Origin of the sequence: Pseudomonas lalkuanensis (assembly GCF_008807375.1) — a bacterium.
Taxonomy (GTDB): Bacteria; Pseudomonadota; Gammaproteobacteria; order Pseudomonadales; family Pseudomonadaceae; genus Metapseudomonas; species Metapseudomonas lalkuanensis.
Map to the genome: position 1 here is coordinate 1,923,445 of NZ_CP043311.1, position 22,350 is coordinate 1,945,794.

20 protein-coding genes are annotated in these 22,350 nt (G+C 54.1%); 18 read left to right on the top strand and 2 right to left on the bottom strand.

Annotated features, from left to right (window positions below):
- Position 1: 1 nt before the first annotated feature.
- Both FXN65_RS09065 and FXN65_RS09070 read right to left on the bottom strand, forming a co-directional pair.
- Positions 2–1,633: a VRR-NUC domain-containing protein gene (locus FXN65_RS09065; RefSeq protein ID WP_151132755.1), complete on the bottom strand. Its 1,632-nt coding sequence runs from the start codon at positions 1,631–1,633 to the stop codon at positions 2–4.
- Between the two features lie 87 nt (positions 1,634–1,720).
- A complete protein-coding gene (locus FXN65_RS09070) occupies positions 1,721–2,623 on the bottom strand; it encodes a LysR family transcriptional regulator (RefSeq protein ID WP_151132757.1) in 903 nt (300 codons plus the stop codon).
- Between the two features lie 79 nt (positions 2,624–2,702).
- On the opposite strand from FXN65_RS09070, the gene FXN65_RS09075 reads away from it, so the two are divergent.
- The 18 genes from FXN65_RS09075 (at position 2,703) to FXN65_RS09160 (ending at position 22,166) form a co-directional block, all read left to right on the top strand.
- On the top strand, positions 2,703–3,197 hold the full coding sequence (locus FXN65_RS09075; RefSeq protein WP_151132759.1) for a DMT family transporter: 495 nt from the start codon (positions 2,703–2,705) through the stop codon (positions 3,195–3,197).
- A gap of 257 nt (positions 3,198–3,454) precedes the next feature.
- Positions 3,455–4,774, top strand: a complete 1,320-nt coding sequence (locus FXN65_RS09080) for a flavin-containing monooxygenase (protein ID WP_151132760.1) — start codon at positions 3,455–3,457, stop codon at positions 4,772–4,774.
- Between the two features lie 69 nt (positions 4,775–4,843).
- Positions 4,844–5,275, top strand: coding sequence for a RidA family protein (locus tag FXN65_RS09085; RefSeq protein WP_151132762.1), 432 nt, complete (start codon positions 4,844–4,846; stop codon positions 5,273–5,275).
- Between the two features lie 11 nt (positions 5,276–5,286).
- Complete coding sequence (locus FXN65_RS09090) at positions 5,287–5,964, top strand: DUF1028 domain-containing protein (protein WP_151132763.1); 678 nt, start codon at positions 5,287–5,289, stop codon at positions 5,962–5,964.
- On the top strand, positions 5,957–7,129 hold the full coding sequence (argE, locus tag FXN65_RS09095) for an acetylornithine deacetylase (RefSeq protein WP_151132764.1): 1,173 nt from the start codon (positions 5,957–5,959) through the stop codon (positions 7,127–7,129). The genes FXN65_RS09090 and argE overlap by 8 nt, the downstream gene beginning before the upstream one ends.
- 279 nt (positions 7,130–7,408) lie before the next feature.
- Complete coding sequence (gene rpsA, locus FXN65_RS09100; RefSeq protein ID WP_151132766.1) at positions 7,409–9,088, top strand: 30S ribosomal protein S1; 1,680 nt, start codon at positions 7,409–7,411, stop codon at positions 9,086–9,088.
- A gap of 148 nt (positions 9,089–9,236) precedes the next feature.
- The gene (ihfB, locus tag FXN65_RS09105) at positions 9,237–9,521 is read left to right on the top strand and encodes an integration host factor subunit beta (protein ID WP_120651811.1); all 285 of its coding nucleotides are present in this window, start codon (positions 9,237–9,239) and stop codon (positions 9,519–9,521) included.
- Positions 9,522–9,770: 249 nt separating this feature from the next.
- Positions 9,771–10,787: a Wzz/FepE/Etk N-terminal domain-containing protein gene (locus tag FXN65_RS09110; protein WP_151132768.1), complete on the top strand. Its 1,017-nt coding sequence runs from the start codon at positions 9,771–9,773 to the stop codon at positions 10,785–10,787.
- Positions 10,787–11,962 (top strand): glycosyltransferase family 2 protein, encoded by a 1,176-nt coding sequence (locus FXN65_RS09115; protein WP_151132770.1) that lies wholly within the window; start codon positions 10,787–10,789, stop codon positions 11,960–11,962. Before FXN65_RS09110 ends, FXN65_RS09115 begins: the two co-directional genes overlap by 1 nt.
- A gap of 8 nt (positions 11,963–11,970) precedes the next feature.
- Positions 11,971–13,164: an O-antigen ligase family protein gene (locus tag FXN65_RS09120; RefSeq protein WP_151132771.1), complete on the top strand. Its 1,194-nt coding sequence runs from the start codon at positions 11,971–11,973 to the stop codon at positions 13,162–13,164.
- Positions 13,161–14,657: an MATE family efflux transporter gene (locus tag FXN65_RS09125; RefSeq protein WP_151132773.1), complete on the top strand. Its 1,497-nt coding sequence runs from the start codon at positions 13,161–13,163 to the stop codon at positions 14,655–14,657. Before FXN65_RS09120 ends, FXN65_RS09125 begins: the two co-directional genes overlap by 4 nt.
- Positions 14,654–15,781 carry a glycosyltransferase gene (locus FXN65_RS09130; RefSeq protein ID WP_342212757.1) on the top strand — a complete coding sequence of 376 codons (1,128 nt, stop codon included), beginning with the start codon at positions 14,654–14,656 and terminating at the stop codon, positions 15,779–15,781. Before FXN65_RS09125 ends, FXN65_RS09130 begins: the two co-directional genes overlap by 4 nt.
- 156 nt (positions 15,782–15,937) lie before the next feature.
- Positions 15,938–17,167: a glycosyltransferase family 4 protein gene (locus FXN65_RS09135; RefSeq protein ID WP_151132777.1), complete on the top strand. Its 1,230-nt coding sequence runs from the start codon at positions 15,938–15,940 to the stop codon at positions 17,165–17,167.
- A gap of 6 nt (positions 17,168–17,173) precedes the next feature.
- Positions 17,174–18,031 carry a dTDP-4-dehydrorhamnose reductase family protein gene (locus FXN65_RS09140; protein ID WP_151132778.1) on the top strand — a complete coding sequence of 286 codons (858 nt, stop codon included), beginning with the start codon at positions 17,174–17,176 and terminating at the stop codon, positions 18,029–18,031.
- Positions 18,032–18,046: 15 nt separating this feature from the next.
- Complete coding sequence (locus FXN65_RS09145) at positions 18,047–19,057, top strand: polysaccharide biosynthesis protein (RefSeq protein ID WP_151132779.1); 1,011 nt, start codon at positions 18,047–18,049, stop codon at positions 19,055–19,057.
- The gene (gene wecB, locus FXN65_RS09150; RefSeq protein WP_151132781.1) at positions 19,050–20,177 is read left to right on the top strand and encodes a non-hydrolyzing UDP-N-acetylglucosamine 2-epimerase; all 1,128 of its coding nucleotides are present in this window, start codon (positions 19,050–19,052) and stop codon (positions 20,175–20,177) included. The genes FXN65_RS09145 and wecB overlap by 8 nt, the downstream gene beginning before the upstream one ends.
- A gap of 19 nt (positions 20,178–20,196) precedes the next feature.
- Positions 20,197–21,159, top strand: coding sequence for a UDP-glucose 4-epimerase family protein (locus FXN65_RS09155; protein WP_151132783.1), 963 nt, complete (start codon positions 20,197–20,199; stop codon positions 21,157–21,159).
- A complete protein-coding gene (locus tag FXN65_RS09160; RefSeq protein ID WP_151132785.1) occupies positions 21,156–22,166 on the top strand; it encodes an MraY family glycosyltransferase in 1,011 nt (336 codons plus the stop codon). The genes FXN65_RS09155 and FXN65_RS09160 overlap by 4 nt, the downstream gene beginning before the upstream one ends.
- The last annotated feature ends 184 nt before the right edge of the window (positions 22,167–22,350 follow it).

Sequence of the window (22,350 nt, forward strand, 5' to 3'; positions counted from 1 at the left end):
GTCAGGCGTCCGCCCATTGCACGTAGCAGACTTCCACGGGAATCCCGTGCTGGGCGCAGAACTCCAGCCAGCGTAGCTGGTTGTCCTGCAGGCGGTCGCCTGGGCCTTTCACTTCGATCAGGCGAAAGCGTCGTTCTTCAGGCCAGAACTGGATCAGGTCCGGGAGGCCGGCGCGATTGGACTTGATGTCCGCGAGGATGCGCTGGAAGCAGGCTCTCAGCTGTGCCGCCGGCAGGCAGGCAAGGGCCTGCTCGAGCAGGGTTTCATCCAGGTTGCCCCAATGGACGAAGGGCGATAGCAGCCCCTGCTTGGTGGCGTAGGTCCGACGGATGCTGGCCTGGTAGGCGCCGCTGTCCAGTTGCGCCAGGCAGGCGTCGAACAGTTCGGCGCGGCGTGCATGGAAGTCGGGGCTGAGCAGGTCCGCCGGGCCGTTGTGGAATGGGTGGAAGAAGGCACCGGGAAGCGCGGCGAAGATGGCGTCCCAGCAGAGCAGGCCGAACAGCGAATTGAACAGGGTGTTCTCCACGTAGTGCACGGGCGCGCCGTCTTCGTGCAAGTGCAGCAGCACAGCGTGCTCCACCGAGAGCGGCTCCGGTGGCTGCGGCAGTACCAGGTCGATGCGCTGCACGGGGGACCTGGTGGCTGGCGACTCCTTGGGCAGGCCCAGCTTGCGTCGCAGGCGCGGCAGGATACGGCCAAGGTGCTGCTCTTCCTCTTCGCTCTCGGGCCCTGCGCAGGCGTGCTGCGCGAGGTCGAAGGCTTCTGCATTGGCGTCCAGTCGCTCCAGAACGCGGATTCGCCGTACCCGTGCGCCCGGGTAGTCGCACAGGCCGTACAGACCCAGGGCGGCTTCCAGCAGTTCGCTGCGCTCGCATTGCTGGCCGACCTGGAACAGCAGCTTGCGCCGACGCGCATCCAGCCAGGGATTCGAGTGGGGTTGCAAGGGGAGTTCGGGGAACAATTGGTCCAGTGCTTCGCCGGCTTCGAAGCGCTCCCGCCAGCGGTGCAGTTGCAGGTAGTAGTCCAGGTCGGCGCGCTCGCGGAAGCCCCGTGCCGAGGCGTCGATCTCCACTTTTTCGTACTGGTAGATACCGAGGTCGGCGAGGACGAATTCGGACCAGTCCTGATAGAGGTTGCCGAAGAACATCAGGCGCAGGCGGTCGCAGACATCCATCAGGCCGAGGGCGTACACGCAGTCGCCGCTTGCCGGGTACCAGGCGGCGAAGGTACGGGGTTCGACGTGTTCGCACATCAGGGCTTCCAGCCGCTCGGCCTTGCGTCCCGGTGCCTTGCCGAAGCAGGCGTCCACTTCGCCCAGGGTGAGCAGGCCGAAGAGTTGCGGCAGTTCGAGTTCCGGCGCGTCATCCACCCAACCCAGGGCCACCAGGGGTTCCGCCGCAGCGCGGGTTTCGCCGATTTCGGCGTAGTTCAGCTTGCTGGCGCGAAACAGCGTGCCTTTGCGCATCACCATGCGTACCAGCAGCGCCTGGGAGGCGCGGGGCAGGGCGTGGAAATCCTCGATGAAGGCCTGCTCCTCGGCATCCAGCAGGTCGCTGTAACGTTCGCGAATCCAGTCCAGCAGGGTGTGGAAGTTGTTCAGGTAATAGAAAGGGTCTTCGAGGGCTGCGGGCATGGGAGGAGGGCGGATTGGGCTTTTACTGTGGATTTATACAGATATCAGGCGCGGCCGGGCACCGGCAAATGGATTTCGATCAATGGGTCAGGCGGCCGCGACCTGCACTTGGCCACGCAGCCAGTCCAGCGCCGGGTCGCCAAGGGTGCGTTGGTGCCAGGCCAGATCGAAGGTGATCCCCGGCAGCTCGAACGGTGGCGGCACCACGGCCAGGTGATCCATGTCGATCCGGCGCAGGACGCGACTGGCAACGGTGAGGATGAGGTCGGTGCCGGCGATCAATTGCGGGGCCACGCTCCAGTGGGGCAGGCGCACGGCAATGCGGCGGCGCTCGCGGATGCGGGTCAGTGCGCGCTCGATCTCGGCGGCGCCACCGCCGCTCATCTCGACCAGCACATGGGGGCGCGCCAGGTAGCTGGCGAGGTCGAGCTCTTGCGCGGGCAGGCTGTTGCGGTCCACCAGGCAGGCGAAGCCTTCCTCGAACAGGCTGGTGCTGCGCAGGTTGTCGGGCAGTTCCGGGAAAACCCCGGCGGCCAGGTCGATCTCGCCATTCTGCAGTTGTTCCAGCATGGTCTCGCGGCTGCCCTGGCTGATTTCCAGGTCGATTCCGGGCGCCTGCTCGCGCAGGGCGCGGGTCAGGGTCGGCAGCAGGCTGGCGGCGCCGTAATCGGACATGGCCAGGCGAAAGCTGCGCTGGGCAGTGCCGGGATCGAAGCCTTGGGGAGCCAGCAGCGCCTGGACCCTTCCCAGGGCCTCGGCCAGTGGGCGCTGCAATTCCAGGGCGCGTGGGGTGGGCGTCAGACCGCCGCCAACGCGAACCAGCAATGGATCGGCGAGCAGGTCGCGCAAGCGTCCCAGGGCGTGGCTGACCGCCGGTTGGCTGAGGTGCAGGCGTTCGGCGGCGCGGGTGACGTGCTGCTCGGCCAGTAGGGCGTCGAGGATGACCAGCAGGTTCAGGTCGATGCGGCGAAGATCATTCATTTGCTGCATGTTCTATAGATAAAAACAGAATTTAAATCTGTTTCATGGATTGCATAGAGTCCAGGAAAAGTTTCCTGGAGTACCTGTCATGCCATCGATCCAAACGCTTCTTCTGCTGTTGCTGGCCCTGGGCGCCGGGGCCGTAGTGCCACTTCAGGCCGGCACCAATGCCCTGTTGGGCCGGGGTCTGGGGCATCCGCTCTGGGCGACGCTGGTGTCTTTGCTGGTGAGCATCGCTGTGTTGCTGCCGCTGTTGCTGGCGCTGCGTGTGCCGATGCCGTCCTTCGCCTTTGCCGCCAAGGCGCCGATCTGGGTGTGGAGCGGCGGCACCTATGGTGTCTGCTTCATTTCCCTGGCGTTGATCCTTGCGCCCAAGCTGGGGGTGAGCGGTTTCGTAGCGGCGGCGGTGGCAGGGCAGATGCTGGCGTCCCTGGCCCTGGATCACTTCGGTCTGATGGGGCTGACGGAGCGACCGCTGAATCCGGGCAAGGCGCTGGGTGCACTGTTGCTGGTTGCGGGTGTCGTGGTGTTGCAGGTGTTCAGCAGCGAGGTGGCGCCAGTGGTGCAGCGCGCCGGGGCCTAGTCGAGAGAATCAGTCGAGCCAGCCGGTGCCAGGCGCGCGCAGGGCCATCAAATATGTCGTGCCTGACGCTAAAAAATCTATATCTGAAGCCTTGTGCCGCGCGGTCCCTGGGGTTTTCCGCGCGTGCAGCTTTTTCCTAGCCAGCGACTACAAAAATCATAATTTCGCGAATCCCTGCCTCTGAACAGAATGCGGCCAACCCCAACAAATAGCCGCATCAGCAGAACAACAAAGATCAGAGTCAGAGGAGGCAAGCCATGACCGACCTGAACCAAGCCGCCTTTCAAAAGCACATGGGCGTGACGGTTGAACAAATGGAAATAGATACGCTTGTTGTCGGTGCCGGCCAGGCCGGCGTGGCCATGAGCGAGCACCTTAGCAAGCTCGGCGTGCCCCACCTGGTTCTCGAGCGCAACCGCATTGCCGAAGCCTGGCGCACGGGGCGTTGGGATTCGCTGGTGGCCAATGGCCCGGCCTGGCACGACCGCTTCCCCGGGCTGGAATTCGAAGGCCTCGACCCTGACGCCTTCGCCCCGAAGGAGCAGGTTGCGGCGTACTTCGAGGCCTATGCGAAGAAATTCGACGCCCCCATCCGCACTGGGGTGGAAGTGAAGAGCGTGGTTCGCAATTCCGATCGCCCGGGCTTCACGATCGAAACCTCCGAAGGTGTGATCCAGGCCCGCCGCGTGGTATCTGCCACCGGCCCCTTCCAGCGTCCGGTCATTCCGCCGATCGCGCCCAAGGATGATCGGCTCATGCAGATCCACTCCGCCCAGTACCGCAATCCGGAGCAGATGCCTGAGGGCGCCGTCCTGGTAGTGGGTGCGGGCTCGTCGGGGGTGCAGATCGCAGATGAACTGATGCGCGCCGGCCGGAAGGTCTACCTGTCGGTCGGGCCGCATGATCGTCCTCCGCGCGCCTACCGCAACCGTGATTTCTGCTGGTGGCTGGGCGTTCTTGGCGAGTGGGATGCCGAGGCGGCCAGGCCGGGCAAGGAGCACGTCACCATTGCGGTGAGCGGTGCCCGCGGCGGCAAGACAGTCGATTTCCGCGAACTGGCCCAGGAGGGCATGACGCTGGTCGGCCTGACGAAATCCTTCAATGACGGTGTGGTGACCTTTCAGGCCGATCTTGCGGAAAACCTCGCTCGCGGCGACGAAAACTACCTGTCGCTGCTGGATGCTGCGGATGCCTACATCGCCCGCAATGGTCTCGACCTTCCGGAAGAACCCGAAGCTCGCAAGACCTTCCCGGAACCGGAATGCGTGGCCAATCCGATTCTGGACCTCGACCTCGCCGAGGCTGGCGTCACTTCGATCATCTGGGCCACCGGCTATTCCGTAGATTTCAGCTGGCTGCAGGTCAACGCCTTCGACGCGAACGGCAAGCCAAAGCATCAGCGCGGTGTTTCCAGCGAGCCTGGCGTGTATTTCCTCGGGCTGCCCTGGCTGTCCCGTCGCGGCTCCACCTTCATCTGGGGGGTCTGGCACGACGCCAAGCACATCGCCGACCACATCGCCACGCAGCGCAAATACCTCGCCTATCGCGACGCCGCGCAGCGCCAGGCCGAGGACTGATTGAAGGATCAGTCCCGCATGCGCGCCCCGATTCGCACCCTCAACGCACTATTCAAAGGAAGCCAGTAGATGCCTACCCATACCCGCATCCGCATGTTCAATACAAAAGACACCTACCCGAACCAGACCCTGAACAACGACCTGTGCCAAGCAGTGCGCGCCGGCAATACGGTCTATGTTCGCGGTCAGGTCGGCACCGATTTCGAGGGACGGCTGGTGGGCCTCGGCGACCCGCGCGCCCAGACCGAGCAGGCGATGAAGAACGTCAAGCAACTGCTGGAAGAGGCTGGCAGCGACCTTTCCCACATCGTCAAGACCACCACCTACCTGATCGATCCGCGCTATCGCGAGCCCGTCTACCAGGAAGTCGGCAAGTGGCTGAAGGGCGTGTTCCCCATCTCCACCGGATTGGTGGTATCGGCACTCGGTCAGCCCCAGTGGCTCATGGAGATCGACGTCATCGCGGTGATTCCGGACGACTGGCAGCCGGAGCAGGTATAAGGAGCAGGGTCATGACGTTCTCCATTATCGGTCGCTGCCCCGAAACCGGGCAGCTCGGCATCGCCATCAGTTCTTCCAGCATCGCCGTTGGCGCCCGTTGCCCCTGGGTGCGGGCCGGGGTCGGCGCGGTCGCGACCCAGAACGTCACCCTGCCGGCCCTGGGGCCGCAGATCCTCGACCTGCTCGACTCGCAGCAACTGGAACCGGCGGCCGCTCTCGACCGGGCACTCAGCACCAACGGCTGGAGCCAGTACCGGCAGGTGACCGTGATCGACGCCCAGGGTCGCACTGCGCTGTTCAGCGGCAGCGAGGCACTGGGGGTCCACAACGCGGTAGCCGGTGAGCAATGCGTCGCTGCCGGGAACCTGCTGTCCGGCACTCAGGTGATCCAGGTCATGGTGCAGGCCTTCGAAGCAACGCCCGGCGTGCTGGCCGATCGTCTGCTGGCGGCCATGCGTGCCGCGATGGCGGCCGGTGGTGAAGCCGGTCCCGTGCATTCGGCGGCGCTGAAAGTGATGGGGGACCTCACCTGGCCGATCATCGACCTTCGCGTCGACTGGGCGGAAGAGGATCCCATCGGGCAACTGGATACCCTATGGCAGGCATATCGGCCGCAGATGCAGGACTACCTGACCCGGGCGCTGAATCCGACCGCCGCGCCCAGCTACGGGGTGCCGGGCGATGAGTGAGTCGTCCAGTCGCGAGTTGCTCGAGCGGCTGATCGGCTTTGCGACGGTCAGTCGTGACTCCAACCTCGAGCTGATCGCGTTCATCCGGGACTACCTCGCCGGGCTGGGGGTGGAGTGCGAGCTCTTTCATAACCCGGAACGCACCAAGGCCAACCTGTTCGCCACCATCGGTCCTCGCGACCGGGGTGGCGTCGTGCTTTCCGGGCATACGGACGTGGTGCCGGTGGATGGGCAGTCATGGACGGTAGAGCCTTTCCAGCTGACGGAGAGAGAAGGGCGGCTATATGGGCGCGGTACAGCGGATATGAAGGGCTTCATCGCATCAGTGCTGGCCGCGGTGCCTGCCTTTCTGGGGAGACCGCTGACGCTGCCGGTTCATCTGGCCTTCTCCTATGACGAGGAGGTGGGCTGCCTGGGCGTGCGTCCTATGCTGGCGGAGCTGGAGCGGCGGCCCCACAAGCCGCGCCTGTGCCTGATCGGTGAGCCTACCGAGCTGAAACCGGTGCTGGGCCACAAGGGCAAGCTGGCGGTGCGCTGCCAGGTCCAGGGCGCCGCCTGTCATTCCGCCTATGCGCCCTATGGCGTCAATGCCATCGAATACGCGGCGCGGCTGATCGGCAAGCTGGGGGATATCGGCGCGGAACTGGCGCGCCCCGAGCGTCATGACGAGCGTTTCGATCCACCGTTTTCCACAGTCCAGACCGGGACCATCAAGGGCGGGCGTGCCCTGAACATCGTACCGGCGGAGTGCGAGTTCGATTTCGAGGTGCGTGCACTGCCGGACTTCGATGCCCGGCAGGTGGTGGATGAGCTGCAAGCTTACGCGGAGACCGAACTGGCGCCGCGGATGCGCGCCGTCCAGCCGGAAACGGGTATCAGCCTGAAGCCGTTGAGCGCCTATCCGGGGCTGGCCACTTCGCCGGACAGCGAGGCCGCGCGACTGCTCGCACTGCTCAGCGGTTCAACGGAGTTCGGCACGGTGGCCTTCGGTACCGAGGGCGGTTTGTTCGAGCAAGCGGGCATTCCCACTGTGGTATGTGGTCCGGGAAGCATGGAGCAGGGGCACAAGCCGGACGAATTCATCAGCCGCGAGCAACTGGCCGGATGCGATGCGATGCTGCGCCGTCTGGCGCTTCATCTGCAGGGTGAAGGCGGTTCGGCGTAGACTGCCGACCCTCTGGAATGGGGCGGGATGCGCGATTGACGGGCGTCTACCCCATTGCTACCATTCCAGCCCTTATGTTGGCTCGATTCCTCCGTCCGGAGGTTGAAAATGCCAATGTCAACACCGAGATTCGCGTCGCTTTTCGCATTTGTGGGAAGCGTCGCAACCGGGGTGGCGCAGGATACCAGCTTCGATCCTCGTTGCTTCTATTGATGACTTGACCGCATTGGCTGGAGTGCGGAATAGGGCCTTTCCTGGCCTTTGACTACAGGTATGAACATGAGCGAAAGCTTTGCAGAACTTTTTGAAGAAAGCCTGAAATCCCTCGACATGCAGCCCGGTGCCATCATCACCGGCATCGTGGTCGACATTGATGGTGACTGGGTCACCGTCCATGCTGGCCTGAAATCCGAGGGCGTCATCCCGGTCGAGCAGTTCTTCAACGAACAAGGCGAACTGACCATCAAAGTGGGTGACGAGGTCCACGTAGCGCTTGACGCAGTGGAAGACGGCTTCGGTGAAACCAAGCTGTCCCGCGAGAAAGCCAAGCGCGCCGAGTCCTGGCTGGTTCTGGAAGCCGCCTTCAACGCCGAAGAAGTGGTCAAGGGCGTTATCAATGGCAAGGTCAAGGGCGGTTTCACCGTCGACGTCAGCGGCATCCGCGCGTTCCTGCCGGGCTCCCTGGTCGACGTGCGTCCCGTACGCGACACCACCCACCTGGAAGGCAAGGAACTCGAGTTCAAGGTCATCAAGCTGGACCAGAAGCGCAACAACGTTGTCGTTTCCCGTCGCAGCGTCCTGGAAGCCGAGAACAGCGCCGAGCGCGAAGCTCTGCTGGAATCCCTGCAGGAAGGCCAGCAAGTCAAAGGTATCGTCAAGAACCTCACCGACTACGGTGCGTTCGTTGACCTGGGCGGCGTAGACGGCCTGCTGCACATCACCGACATGGCCTGGAAGCGCATCAAGCATCCGTCCGAGATCGTCAACGTTGGTGACGAGATCGACGTGAAGGTCCTGAAGTTCGACCGCGAGCGCAACCGCGTTTCCCTGGGCCTGAAGCAACTGGGCGAAGACCCATGGGTTGCCATCAAGGCTCGTTACCCGGAAGGCACTCGCGTGACCGCCCGTGTAACCAACCTCACCGACTACGGCTGCTTCGCCGAGCTGGAAGAGGGCGTGGAAGGCCTGGTGCACGTTTCCGAAATGGACTGGACCAACAAGAACATCCACCCGTCGAAAGTCGTTCAGGTTGGCGACGAAGTGGAAGTTCAGGTTCTGGACATCGACGAAGAGCGTCGTCGTATCTCCCTGGGCATCAAGCAGTGCAAGTCCAACCCGTGGGAAGACTTCTCCAGCCGCTTCAACAAGGGCGACAAGATCTCCGGCACCATCAAGTCGATCACCGATTTCGGTATCTTCATCGGCCTGGAAGGCGGTATCGATGGTCTGGTTCACCTGTCCGACATCTCCTGGAACGAAGTTGGCGAAGAAGCCGTACGCCGCTTCAAGAAGGGCGACGAGCTGGAAACCGTCATCCTCTCCGTTGATCCGGAGCGTGAGCGCATCTCCCTGGGCATCAAGCAACTGGAAGACGATCCGTTCTCCAGCTACGCCTCCATGCACGAGAAGGGCAGCATCGTTCGCGGCACCGTGAAAGAAGTTGACGCCAAGGGCGCTGTAATCAGCCTCGGCGGCGAGATCGAAGGTGTTCTGAAGGCTTCCGAAATCAGCCGTGACCGCGTTGAAGACGCTCGTAACGTGCTGAAGGAAGGCGAAGAAGTCGAAGCCAAGATCATCAGCATCGACCGCAAGAGCCGCGTAATCAGCCTCTCCATCAAGTCCAAGGACGTTGATGACGAGAAGGACGCCATGAAGGAACTGCGCAAGCAGGAAGTCGAGTCCACCGGCCCGACCACCATTGGTGACCTGATCCGTGCTCAGATGGAGAACCAGGGTTAATTACCCTGCTCCATCAGCAAAAAGGGCGGCCTAGGCCGCCCTTTTTGTTTTCTGCGATTTCCCTTCCGGCTTTGGGCTGTTCAAAGCCTTCCTGGCGTGCTAAAAACTCAATGAGCTGATCTAGCCGCTTGAATTAGAAGGGAAAACCATGACCAAGTCGGAGTTGATCGAACGAATCGTCACTCATCAGGGCCAGCTTTCGTCCAAGGATGTCGAGCTTGCCATCAAGACCATGCTCGAGCAGATGTCCCAGGCATTGGCCACAGGAGATCGGATCGAGATTCGTGGCTTCGGTAGTTTTTCCCTTCATTTCCGCGCACCGCGCGTCGGACGTAATCCCAAGACAGGTGAGTCAGTCAGGTTGGACGGTAAATTTGTACCGCATTTCAAGCCTGGGAAGGAACTCCGAGACAGGGTCAACGAACCCGAATAGTTGCTAGATTCTTGTAAGGCGGGCAGAGGCGAGTTGCGCCGAGCATCCGCATGTCCGCATCTCGAGTTTTCAATCTAACAGTTTAGCAGGACACTGATAGTGTCGGTGTTCTCTTTTTAGTTTTCACGAGTTGTACCATCGCTAGATGAGTGATAGCTGAGTTTACAAGAGTCCAGTGTATGAGGCTGGGTAATTTGATTCTAAGATAATTAACCATTTTATTTGTTTTTTTGCTTTTTAGGAGTTTCTGTGAGCAACGACTGCCAAGGGAAAATGGTTCAGGACGAAATTGGCCTATTGACTATTTTCTGTGCATTCTGGGAGCGAAAGCTTTGGGTGGCCCTTGTTACTGCCACGTGCACTATTGTTTCTGTTTTGTATGCCTCTAGCGGGAAGCCGATTTATCAGGCCAGGGCCACTCTTTTGCCACCGACAGAGCTCCAAATTTCCTCACTTAATGTGGGTCGGGGAGTGGGTACTGAGTTTGCTCCTTACACTAGTGATAAGGTTTTTTCTTTACTAAAGAAGAATCTAGTGTCGGCTTACGCACGTCAGGAATATTATAAGACAATATCTGAAACTGGGCGGAAAACCGGAGTGGTTGATTCCGTTGATAGGGTTTCATTTTCAGTGGAACCGCTGCCGGAGCGGTTGGTTCTGGTTGTTTCTGGCGAGAGCCCCGAGTCGATAGTTAAGCACGCAAAAGGTTTTTTGGACGTTGTTGATTCTTTAGCCAAGAAGGAAGTTGTCGGAAACTCCAATGAAGAGTTTGACGTCAAAAGGAAAAGCATAAAGCTGGAGATGGCTGCGCTACGCAAAATTGCGAAACTGAGACGAATTGATCAGATCCATCGGTTGCAGGAGGCTCTGAGTATTGCTGAATCAATAAAATTGGTGAAGATGCCGGTTCTGCAGGGTGCATCTTTTTCTGCGAGCGAGGCAGCGGGCGCCATGGTTGATAGCATGATGTATTTGAAAGGCGTTGAGGTCTTGAAAGCCGAACTGCACGTTTTGGAAAACAGGGTGTCTGACGATCCATACATTCCGGCACTGAGGACCTTGCAGGAAGAACTTGAGGTTCTTAGTGTGAGAGACGTGAATGTGGAAGATATAACTATCTTCAATATGGATGGTAGAGTTGCTTCTTCCGAAATATCATCAGGTCCTAGGAAGTTTGTTGTAGTGCTATGTGGATTCATTTTTGGGGTTGGGCTTGGCGCTTTCCTTGCGTTGGCTCATTTTCTGATTAAGCGTGGGCGTTTGTAATGGGCGAGCGTCGTCTTTTAAGTATTGTAATACCTACGCATAATAGATCGAAATATGCGATAGAGTGTGTAAAGAGCATTCTCGAGACTAATTCGAACGAGTTTGAAGTTGTTGTTCATGACACCAGTGACGATAGCTGTGAGTTGAAAGCGTGGGCAGTTTCTGTTTCTGATGATCGACTACGCTACGTTCATTGGGGAGAATCACTGTCGATGACGCAGAATCACGAGAAGGCGATTGCGTTGGCTTCCGGTGAGTTTGTTTGTCTGATTGGCGACGATGATAGTGTTTCCAGTCAAATTATTTTGGCGGCAAAATTTGCAGATAGAATGGGAATTGATATTCTCACTCCTGAAATAAAGGCGATGTATTCATGGCCTGACTTCAAGACCCGATTCTATGGGCGCGCTCATGCTGGAAAACTCTATCTTGGGAAAATCAGTAGGAAAATAGTAAAGAAAAATTCGGCTCAGGCACTAAAGATCTCGTTGGATAATGCTTGTCAAGGGACAGAAGGTCTACCTAAGCTCTATCATGGGTTAGTTAGAAAAACGCTACTGGACGAACTTAGGAAAAGCACCGGTTTGGTGTTCTATGGAACGAGCCCTGACATATCTGCCTCGTTGGGGCTTGCGCTCGTGAGTACGCACTTTTATGTAGTTGATTTTCCTTTCACGATCCCGGGGGCGTCAGGGGGTAGCAATACAGGGCGTAGTGCCGTTAACAGGCACAAAGGGGACATCAAGAATGATCCGCACATGCGGCCATTCAAAAATCTGACTTGGCCAAAAGAACTTCCATTCTTTTTCAGTGTTGAAACCGTTTGGGCGCACGCAGCTTGGGAAACTTTGAGTTTTCGCGCTCCTGAGTTACTTGTTGATTTCAACTTGAGTCGGTTAATTGCAGTATGCAAGGCGCGGCACTCGGATTTTCGAGCGCCAATTGAGCAGGCTGAAACATACCTGTTCGGTGTTGAGGGGAGAAGATACTCCTCAGAAGCAGTAAGACTTGCTCGGTTGGGATTTTTCTTTGAGCGTCTGGTAGGAAAAATTAAACGTATGCTTCATCCGTTACCGAACAATGGGATGAAAGCGTACGGCCCGTATGAGAATGTTCGGTATGCTAGGCTCAAGGCTGAACAACTATTGGGTAATGATCCGGTGTTCAAGGAATAGGTGCGTTTGTGCATGGAGCAATAGCGGAATACAAAACAACAAAGACTTCATTTCAGAAGTCTTTGTTTTTATTTTTTCCTTATTTTCTCGTCCTCGGAAATCTCAAGATCTGGTTAGGTGCTAGTTCGGTTACGTTACCGCTTGCCCTATTCGTCGTTTTACCGGTTCTGGTCGTTGAGGTTTTCAGGCGAAGTGATACGCGATCGACTTTGTTCTTGTTGGTTTACGGGTTCTTGCTTTTCTTGGGTTTAGTTTCTTCAGCTTATAACCCACAAACGTCTTGGGGAAGGCATGTTGCAAGCTTGATTCCTGTTGGGGTTGGTGGGGTAGTGCTGCTGTGTTTCAAAGGCGTTTCATATAGTCCTAAACTCTCAGTCTCCATTCGGAATGCTGGAATACTTCTTGGGGGGCTGGTTTGGTGTAAGTTTTTATATGGAATCCTCCAAGTGTTTCTCAAGGGAGGGGGGTTCTATGAGTTAAAATCTCATATGAGTTTGCCACTGGGGGATTCAAACTTTCTTGCGGTTTATTTGGTGTTCTTTCTGGCTTTTACCGTTGAAAAAAGTCGGCTCTGGAGTTCCTTGTTTATTTTCTCTTCAGTTTTATTGACCATGTCCCGGTTTGGTGCAGTATTCTCTGTGCTTACATTTTTGTTCGCATATGGGATTGTCCGTTTTACGGTTACGGCACTTGTACTGCCTCTGGCTGTAATTTGTTTTTCCGTTTTCCTTCTGTTCATTTTTAACATGGAAGGTGCGCTTGCGCTGCTGAAGGATGGATTTTTCCCCTCTCTCCTCGCAAGAGTTGAGTTGTGGGACCAAGGTAGGAATATAGTCCAAAGCTCGCCGGTTCTCGGGGATGGGCCAGGAGGATTTACCACCTATCTTGAAGTCGTCCAGTGGCCGAGGTCTGAGTGGGGGAACCATAGCTGGATCCTGTCTATTTGGATCGAGTATGGATTTACAGGGCTCTTGTTGTATTTGTTTTTGATCTCGCTTTTTTTCTTGCAGACTCCAGTCGAGAATAGGTTGATCGGCAAGAGAATTAAGCTTGGAGTTGCAATGACCTTGATCTATGGTCTGTTTGAGAATGTCACTGGAGTATCTTCTTATGAAGCCCTCTTTGCGTTCTCGATCTGTGTTCTGCTTAGCTTGCGACGACTTGATCAGCAACACATCGTAGAAAATAGGCTTGCAACATGAGTCAAATGCGGCTGTCTCTTTTTGCGAGCTTGGTCAGTAAGCTTTCTTACGCAATCTCAAACTTTCTGGCACTTCCCCTATATACAAAATTCCTTGGCATGGAATCGGTTGGTCTTATAGGTTTTTTTGTGATGTTGCAAATGATATTAATGGCTTTGGATGGGGGAATGACAAGCGCATTCACCAGGAAGCTATCGAGTATGAAAAGATTTCATTCATATGCGCCGGTGCGTTATCTCTCCCTATCAAGCGCTTCGCTCTCCGCTCATTTTCTGATATTTGGAATCTTAGGAATGTTTTTCGGTGGTGGGGTCTATTTTTTTGCAAGGGATATTTCAGAAGAGTGGTTGGTTATTCAGGGGCTTGAATTTGATCTTGTTGTCCGTTGTGTAGAGTGGATGGGCGGGGTGGTATTTCTTGGATTCATCTCTCTAATACTGCAAGCTTATCTGGTGGCTCGCGAGATGCTTGTTATAAATGGTATTTTGTTTTCAGTTTATTCTATTTCTAGAACTCTAGGTGTTGTTTTATTTGTTTATGCTTTTGAGATTGATTCCAGTGAGCTGAACCGGTTCTTTGAGGCGCAATTCCTTGTTCATCTCTTTTATGTAGTTGCTTTGGTTGTAGTTTGCTTGCGCTCAAGCGAAAGGGTTTTTATATTTAGACCTTCATTTGGCTCCGTATTTCGTGATGGTAGATTCCAGTTGGGGGTTTTTTTTGTCTCTATTTCATCTATTGTTGTTGTTCAGATCGACAAAATTTATCTGAGTAAGATGATTGATTTGACTGGGTATGGCTATTATACGCTCGCCGCTAGCCTTGCAAGTCTACCCTACATATTTTCCTCTGCGTTGTATCCGGTTATCTACCCGAAATTCTCCGCCTTGGTCAGTGCGGGTGAGCAGGTTCGTATTCTTAGAATCTACACGGCCAGTTCATGTGCGTTGATCATTACTCTCTTATTGGCCTCTCTTTTTGTTTTTTGTTACTCTGCCTCAGTGTTAGAGCTGTTCTTTTCCGATGAAATAATATCGAATATTGCTCCCTTGCTCTCGCCTTTGTTTCTGGGTACCGCCATTCAGTCGCTGTTGATAGTTCCATTTGCACTTCAGTTGGCACATGGCTTGACAGCTTTTTCGCTTAACCTGAATCTGGTGCTGGCGCCCATAATGGCCATGGCTCTTTTTTATTTGGTTGGTCGCTATGGCGTCGCCGGAGCTGCCTGGGTTTGGCTTGGGTATAACGTGCTGTCTTTCATAGTGACTTGTATCTACGTAGTGTCTCGATTGCAGTATATTCAATCTGCAGCGAAAACTATGTTTCTGGCTACCGTAAGCTGTGTCGTCGCGTTTCTGTTTTTTAATGTGGTGTACGAGAAAATATCACCGATGTTGTCTAATGTTGAGTCGCTTCTATTACTTTTCGTTTCGGCAGTACTCCTCATGCTTTCCCAGTTCTTCATTTTTAGAAAGACCTTGGCAGGTTTTAATTGAATAATGCTTATGGGGCCTCTGGTGTCCAGGTTTTTAATTTAATTAGGGATGCTCGGAATACCGGTGGGGGAGTGACACAAGCAGTGCTGCCATTGCATCGCGAGTTGCTCCGCAGCTACGGCAACTCGAGCTTGCTTGTTGGATATATGCCTGAATTGCCGCCAGAAAACACCATTTGCATCGGTGTTAAGGCCGAACTACTGGGGCGGGAAGTTTCTGTTTCTGCAGCGGCACTTGCCCACATTCATGGCCTGTGGACGCCATTCGAGTGGCGTGCAAGCAAGTTCTTTCTCGACCGGTCTGTTCCGTTGATCATGAGTCCTCATGGGATGCTGGAACCTTGGGCCATGGCCCACAAGAGGCTGAAGAAAGTCCTCGCTTGGCACCTCTATCAGAGGCGAATCCTGTCCAAGGCCAGGCTGTTGATCGTCAATTCTGAGCGGGAGTTGGGAAGCATCAGGCGGTTGGAGATAGCCAATCCTGTCGCGGTCATAGAGAACGGAGTTGATGTTCCTGCAGGGTTTGATCCGGGCTATGCAGATGGAACTCGTGAGAAGATCGTCCTCTTTCTTTCACGCTTGGCCCCCGTGAAAGGCATCATGGATCTGTTGGAGGCGTGGGCTCAAGTGCCTAACCTTAATGGATATCAATTGCATTTGTATGGGAATGCGGAGCCGGGGTACGAGGAGAAGGTCAATGCCTGTATTCGTGAACTCTCACTGGAATCCAGCGTTCGGGTGCTAGGGCCGGTTTATGGTGATGGTAAGTGGCAGGTCTATCGGTCTGCTGATGTTTTCGTCTTGCCGTCATACAGTGAGAACTTCGGTATCGTAGTGGCAGAAGCCATGCTGGCAGGGCTTCCAGTAATTACCACCGACGCTACCCCTTGGGGACATCTTCGCGAGCGGGGGTACGGTTGGATAGTTAAGAATGATGTGAATCAGTTGACCAATGCATTATCGCAGGCGATGGAACTGTCCCCATCCCGCAAGCGGGAGATGGGGAAGGCTGCTAGCCAATTTGCCATGGCACGGTACTCATGGAAAAATATAGGAGAGAAGTACTTAGCTGCTTACGAATGGGCCAAGAATCAGGGGAATGCTCCGGACTTTATTGATCTTTGATTCTTGCTTTTTGGCATTCTACCGTCCCGTGGTATTGACATGTATATTAGCTTATATGAAGTGTGACCACGGTGGCCAGTTTGTTGGGATTTTATAAAAGTAAAGTGGAAATGGTTTTTGTGAACCCAAGATAGCGAATTTAGCTCAGGGCGCTTGATGAAAATACTCATTGTAACTCAGTACTTTTGGCCTGAGTTTTTTATTATAAATGCATTGAGCCGGAATCTTCATGAGCAAGGTTGCGAGGTCACTATTGCGACTGGGAAGCCTAACTACCCGGATGGTCAAGTGTTTCCAGGTTATACGGAAGAAGGGGTGTTGCGGGAAAATTGGAAAGGGCTTGAGATTATAAGAATCCCATTGCGTGCTAGGCGTCATGGTGGAGCTGTGAATCTTTTTCTTAATTACTTTTCCTTCGTCTTGTCTGGTATCAAGCATTTGCCAGGGTTGCTACGTGATCGTCGCTTCGATGTGACCATTGTGTTTGCGCCCTCGCCCTTGACCTCGGCTATTCCCGCCATATTCCTTAAGTCGCGCACGAAGTCCCATCTTGCAATCTGGGTGCAGGATCTATGGCCGGAAAGCCTATCTGCCACTGGCTTCATAAAAAATAGATTTCTTCTTGCTTGGGCCTCACTGGGAGTGAGATGGATATATTCCAAGGCTGATACGCTGTTGGTACAGTCCAAGGCGTTTATTGGCCCGGTCTCAAAATATTCAGAGCTTTCGAAGGTGGTTTATTATCCAAACTCCATTGATGATGGGGAAATTCATTCATCTGCGGAAAATGAATTGCCCTCGGAGTTGATAAAGCATCTAGATGAAAATTTCTGCGTAGTGTTCGCAGGAAATATAGGTAAGGCCCAAGCAGTCGAGACACTTATTGCAGCTGCAGCACAGCTTCAGCATCTGGATAACTTCAAGCTCGTTCTAGTCGGTAGCGGTAGTATGTCCGATTTTGTAACGGAGGAGGTGGCGCGCTTGGGGTTGAACAACGTTGTTGCTCCGGGACGTTTTCCGATCTCGCAGATGGAACACATATTTTCGCGCGCCTCAGCTTTGATCGTATCGTTGCGCTATGAGGAAATCCTTTCTTATACAATTCCGGGTAAAGTGCAAGCCTATCTGGCTTCTGGTAAGCCTATAATTGCTTGTATGAATGGAGAAGGGGCCCGGGTTGTGCTGGAGTCTCAGGCCGGTCTGGCATGCGCTGCCGAAGATCCTAACCAACTGGCTGAGACTATTGAAAAGCTCTACTCAATGCCGGCCGATATCTTGGATGAAATGGGAAAAAATGGACGGCAATACTTTTTGGAAAACTTTGAGATGACCCATCAGGCCAAGAACCTTATTAGCATCTTGGCTTCGCGGGTCAGTAAGGACTGAAGCGAAATGAAGATCCTGATTCTCGGTGTTACTGGCATGCTCGGTAGTGCGATGTTTAATGTGCTGTCCGGAAGCGGTCGTCACGAAGTATACGGCACGCTGCGCTCGACGGCTGGCAAGAGGTATTTCGATGCTAATTGTCACGCGCGACTGATCGATGGGGTTGATGTCCTAGAGCATGAATCTCTTGTTCGTGTGCTGGCTGTAGTGAGGCCGGATGTGGTGGTTAATTGTGTTGGGCTTATTAAGCAACTGGCAGATGCGAAGGACCCGCTATCTGCATTGCCGATCAATGCAATGTTACCGCATCGCCTGGCGAATCTATGCGCGCTGATTCGTGCTAGGTTGGTGCATATTAGTACTGATTGTGTATTTTCCGGAAGGATCGGAAACTATCTTGAGTCCGATGTTTCTGATGCACAAGACCTCTATGGTAAGTCAAAGTACATTGGGGAAATACATGATCGCCCAGAGGTCATTACTCTCAGGACTTCAATAATTGGACATGAACTGAACTCTAACTATTCGCTTGTAGACTGGTTTCTTAGTCAATATGGTGAGGTCAAGGGGTTTAGAAAGGCTGTCTTCTCAGGGTTGCCTACAGTAGTGTTGGCGGATTTGATTGAGAAATATGTACTGCCTAACCCGGGGCTGAACGGTCTCTACCATGTTTCGGCTGATGCTATCGATAAGTACTCCTTGCTTAATATTATTTCTGAAGTTTATGGCAAGGAGATTACCATCGTTCCAGATGATACGCTGAAAATTGATAGATCGCTGGATTCTTCTAGATTTAGAGTTGCGACAGGGTTCAAGCCGCCGGCTTGGCGTGAGCTCGTCACTATTATGTTTGAACGATATTGATCGGAATATGTAATCATGTTTGATGGCAAGGTTCTACTAATTACTGGTGGTACAGGTTCTTTTGGTAATACCGTCCTGAGGCGTTTTCTCGATACAAATGTGAAAGAGATTCGTGTATTCAGTCGGGACGAAAAGAAGCAAGAGGACATGCGAATTGACCTCGCTAACGACAAGGTCAAGTTCTATATAGGTGATGTGAGGGATTACGATAGTCTCTCTCAAGCTATGATAGGGGTGGACTACATATTTCACGCCGCCGCACTAAAGCAGGTGCCCTCTTGTGAGTTTTATCCTATGGAGGCAGTTAGGACCAATGTGCTTGGCACTGAGAATGTGCTGAATGCAGCAATTGCTTCTGGAGTAAAACGAGTTGTAATACTAAGTACGGACAAGGCTGTATATCCTATCAATGCTATGGGGATTTCTAAGGCCATGGCGGAAAAGTTGGTGGTTGCCAAATCTCGAATTATCCCAGCGGGTGGGCCGGTTCTTTGCTCGACTCGTTACGGTAACGTTATGGCGTCTCGTGGTTCGGTAATCCCGTTGTTCGTTTCCCAGATAAAGAAATCCGAGCCCATGACGGTAACCGACCCGAATATGACTCGCTTTCTCATGTCTCTCGAGGACTCGGTCGATCTCGTTTTGCATGCGTTTGAGCACGCGCAGCAAGGCGATATTTTTGTCCAGAAAGCTCCGGCTGCAACGGTTGCCGACCTTGCGGCCGCACTCAAGAGGCTTTTCTCTAGCGATTCGGCTATCAAGGTAATTGGTACTCGCCATGGTGAAAAGCTGTATGAGTCGCTAATTTCCAGAGAGGAAATGGCAAAGGCTGAGGATATGGGGCGATATTATAGAATTCCTGCAGATAATCGTGACCTCAACTACAAAAAGTACTTTGTTGAGGGGGAGGCGGAGATATCTGCATTGGATGATTATACCTCTCACAATACTGAGCGATTGGCAGTTGAAGAGATTTGCGAGGTTCTTCTTAAGCTCGATTATATCCAGGATGAGCTCAATGCTTAAGGTAATGACATTGGTTGGCACACGGCCTGAGTTGATAAAGCTTAGTCGGGTAATCGCTGAGCTAGATGAACATATTGATCATGTGCTTGTGCATTCTGGGCAGAATTATGATTATGAGTTGAATCAAGTCTTCTTTGATGAACTGGCAATCAGGCGACCTGATCACTTTCTTGGTGTTACAGGTGGGTCAGCTGCGAAGGTAATCGGCGACGTAATTTCCAGAGCTGACGATATTCTGGCTCTTGAGAAGCCTGATGCTCTGCTTCTTTATGGTGATACCAATACGTGCTTGGCAGTGGTTGCGGCCAAGCGGCGAAAGATCCCGGTATTTCATATGGAGGCGGGAAACCGCTGCTTTGATCAGCGAGTCCCGGAAGAATTGAATCGCAAGGTGCTGGACCACCTGAGCGATATTAATATGGTGCTTACTGAGCACGCGCGCCGCTATTTAATTGCTGAAGGTATTCGACCTGAGACGATCATAAAGACTGGATCGCACATGGAGGAAGTGCTGGATTACTATATGGAAAGTATCCTTGCTTCCGATGTTTTGGTTCGTGAAGAGTTGGCAGATGGAAACTTCTTTCTCGTCAGCACTCATCGAGAAGAGAACGTTGATTCGGTTGAGAATCTTCAGGATTTGTTGTGTACATTGAGGGTGCTAGCAGATACTTATCAGTTTCCAGTGGTGGTTTCCACTCATCCGCGGACTCGCAAGCGCTTGGAGGCTATGGAAGAAGGGTTCGACCATCCTCTGGTTCGCTTTGTCAAGCCTTATGGATTCCTTGACTACATCAAGCTTCAGATGTCTGCATTCTGTGTATTGTCTGATAGCGGAACTATTACCGAGGAGGCATCACTCCTGAACTTGCCTGCGATAACGATTCGAAATGCCCACGAAAGGCCTGAGGGCATGGATGAGGGTACGTTGATCATGAGCGGTCTGAAAGCGGATCGGGTACTGGAAGCAGTTAGCGTCGTCACGAAGCAGTACACCCGGGATCGTCGAATTATTCCTATCGTCCCTGATTATCAAGGGGGGGCGGTCTCAAAACAGGTTCTGCGAATATTGCTCAGTTACACTGACTACATTAATAGAACTGTTTGGTCGAAACCCTGATGGTGTATTGGGCAGCGTTATGCGTATCTTATTGACTGGCGCCTCTGGCTTCATTGGTTCTGCGCTATTGGTGCGTATCTCCATGGCGGCTGATTTCCAGTTGACAGTCGCAACTCGGAGGCCTCTATCAGATCTCTCGCCTGAGGTGAAGTCAAGACTGGTTCCGTCTCTGGATGCCGAAGCTGATTGGCGGCCTGCCTTGAGCGGCGTCGATGTCGTCATTCATGCAGCTGCGCGCGTGCATGTCATGAACGAACGTTCGGATGACCCGCTAGCTGAATTTCGCAAGGTCAATGTCGACGGAACCATGTGTCTGGCTCGCCAATCTGCGGCAGCTGGTGTGCGGCGTTTCATCTTTTTAAGTTCGATCAAGGTAAATGGTGAGTGGACTTCATCTGGCTCTCCCTTTATCGCGGATGCCAAGCCGGCACCCAGCGACCCCTATGGCGTTTCAAAGATGGAAGCGGAGCAGGCCTTGAAAGACCTAGCCTCTGAAACCGGTATGGAAATAGTGATTATCCGTCCGCCTTTGGTGTATGGCCCTGGGGTAAGAGCCAATTTCCTGAGCATGATGCGCTGGCTATACAAGGGCATTCCGCTGCCGTTCGGTGCTATCAATAATCGACGTAGCCTCGTCGCACTGGACAATTTGGTGGACTTGATCCTCGCGTGCGTTCGGCATCCCGGTGCGGCGAACCAGACGTTTCTGGTCAGCGATGGAGAGGATCTTTCCACTACCCAACTACTCCGGCGAATGGGAGCATCGCTGGGAAGGCCAGCGCGCTTGCTGCCGATACCTGAACATCTGTTAAGCATCGCTGCCAGATTGCTCGGTCGTAAGGCATTGGCACAGAGGCTTTGCGGATCCCTTCAAGTGGATATCAGTAAGACTCGTGAATTGCTCAGTTGGTCTCCTCCAGTCAGCGTCGAGCAGGCGCTGAACCAGACCGCTAAGCATTTTCTGGATAATCGACTCAAATGATCATCTTGTGGTTATTGCTGGCAGTCGTTGGTGTTTCGCTCGTCATGACTGGCGTGCTGCGTAAGTACGCCCTATCCCGTAGCCTGCTGGACGTACCCAATTCCCGTAGCTCCCACGCAGTGCCTACTCCTCGCGGGGGAGGAGTGGCTATCGTGCTCGCGTTTCTGGCGGTACTTCCTATTCTGGGATGGATGTCAATTCTCACTTGGCCTGTAGTTGTTGCGCTGCTTGGAGCGGGACTGCTGGTGGCAATGGTTGGATTTCTCGACGATCACGGCCACGTTCCTGCTCGTTGGCGGCTGTTAGGCCATTTTTCCGCCGCGGTCTGGGCTCTGTGGTGGTTCGGGGGGCTTCCGCAGTTCGTCATCTTCGGTACCTTGATTGATCCGGGTTGGTTCGGGAATGTCGTTGCAACGATCTATCTTGTGTGGCTGTTGAATCTCTATAACTTCATGGATGGGATTGATGGCATAGCTTCCGTCGAAGCCGTCTGTACCTGCTTGGGTGGCGCAATGCTCTATTGGCTGGTGGGACGAGCTGACCTGGCAATTGTCCCGCTGCTGCTCGGATTGGCAACCGCGGGTTTTCTGTATTGGAACTTCCCGCCAGCACGGATCTTCATGGGCGACGCGGGTAGCGGATTCCTTGGAATTTCTCTGGGCCTGCTGTCCATCCAGGCAGCTTGGGTTTCTCCTGATCTGCTTTGGAGTTGGATCATTCTGCTTGGTGTATTCGTGGTGGACTCCACCTGGACCCTGATGCGTCGCTTGCTGCGGGGGGATAAGGTTTATGAAGCGCACCGCAGTCACGCGTATCAATACGCTGCACGCAAACTAGGGAAACACCTTCCAGTTACTCTGGCTGTAGCGGGAATCAATTTGTTCTGGTTGCTTCCTATTTCGCTGTGGGTTGCGGTAGGAACGTTGGATGGTCTTGTGGGAGTGGTGCTGGCGTACCTCCCGCTCCATGTGCTGGCTATTCGCTATCGAGCTGGGGAGAAGGAATGAAGGTCGTCGCAGTTTGTCACCCTTCCCGAATTGAAAACTGTCTTCCTCTAGGGGTGGCTAGGTAGTGCCATCTAAGTAGATGAAGAATGGTGAGTGTATTTGGCAGATAGAATCAGTCGGGAGTGATCAGCAAATCATTGGAGATTGCGATTCTTCAGAGATGAACTTCTCGACGTAACGAAAG

Excerpts from the sequence above, each read along its gene's own strand:
- argE (WP_151132764.1), top strand. The coding sequence starts at position 5,957 with ATGAGTGAGTCGTCCAGTCGCGAGTTGCTCGAGCGGCTGATCGGCTTT.
- FXN65_RS09125 (WP_151132773.1), top strand. The coding sequence starts at position 13,161 with ATGAGTCAAATGCGGCTGTCTCTTTTTGCGAGCTTGGTCAGTAAGCTT.
- FXN65_RS09090 (WP_151132763.1), top strand. The coding sequence starts at position 5,287 with ATGACGTTCTCCATTATCGGTCGCTGCCCCGAAACCGGGCAGCTCGGC.
- rpsA (WP_151132766.1), top strand. The coding sequence starts at position 7,409 with ATGAGCGAAAGCTTTGCAGAACTTTTTGAAGAAAGCCTGAAATCCCTC.
- FXN65_RS09140 (WP_151132778.1), top strand. The coding sequence starts at position 17,174 with ATGAAGATCCTGATTCTCGGTGTTACTGGCATGCTCGGTAGTGCGATG.
- FXN65_RS09065 (WP_151132755.1), bottom strand. The coding sequence starts at position 1,633 with ATGCCCGCAGCCCTCGAAGACCCTTTCTATTACCTGAACAACTTCCAC.
- FXN65_RS09145 (WP_151132779.1), top strand. The coding sequence starts at position 18,047 with ATGTTTGATGGCAAGGTTCTACTAATTACTGGTGGTACAGGTTCTTTT.
- FXN65_RS09070 (WP_151132757.1), bottom strand. The coding sequence starts at position 2,623 with ATGCAGCAAATGAATGATCTTCGCCGCATCGACCTGAACCTGCTGGTC.
- FXN65_RS09135 (WP_151132777.1), top strand. The coding sequence starts at position 15,938 with ATGAAAATACTCATTGTAACTCAGTACTTTTGGCCTGAGTTTTTTATT.
- FXN65_RS09115 (WP_151132770.1), top strand. The coding sequence starts at position 10,787 with ATGGGCGAGCGTCGTCTTTTAAGTATTGTAATACCTACGCATAATAGA.
- wecB (WP_151132781.1), top strand. The coding sequence starts at position 19,050 with ATGCTTAAGGTAATGACATTGGTTGGCACACGGCCTGAGTTGATAAAG.
- FXN65_RS09085 (WP_151132762.1), top strand. The coding sequence starts at position 4,844 with ATGCCTACCCATACCCGCATCCGCATGTTCAATACAAAAGACACCTAC.
- FXN65_RS09160 (WP_151132785.1), top strand. The coding sequence starts at position 21,156 with ATGATCATCTTGTGGTTATTGCTGGCAGTCGTTGGTGTTTCGCTCGTC.
- ihfB (WP_120651811.1), top strand. The coding sequence starts at position 9,237 with ATGACCAAGTCGGAGTTGATCGAACGAATCGTCACTCATCAGGGCCAG.
- FXN65_RS09155 (WP_151132783.1), top strand. The coding sequence starts at position 20,197 with ATGCGTATCTTATTGACTGGCGCCTCTGGCTTCATTGGTTCTGCGCTA.
- FXN65_RS09080 (WP_151132760.1), top strand. The coding sequence starts at position 3,455 with ATGACCGACCTGAACCAAGCCGCCTTTCAAAAGCACATGGGCGTGACG.
- FXN65_RS09075 (WP_151132759.1), top strand. The coding sequence starts at position 2,703 with ATGCCATCGATCCAAACGCTTCTTCTGCTGTTGCTGGCCCTGGGCGCC.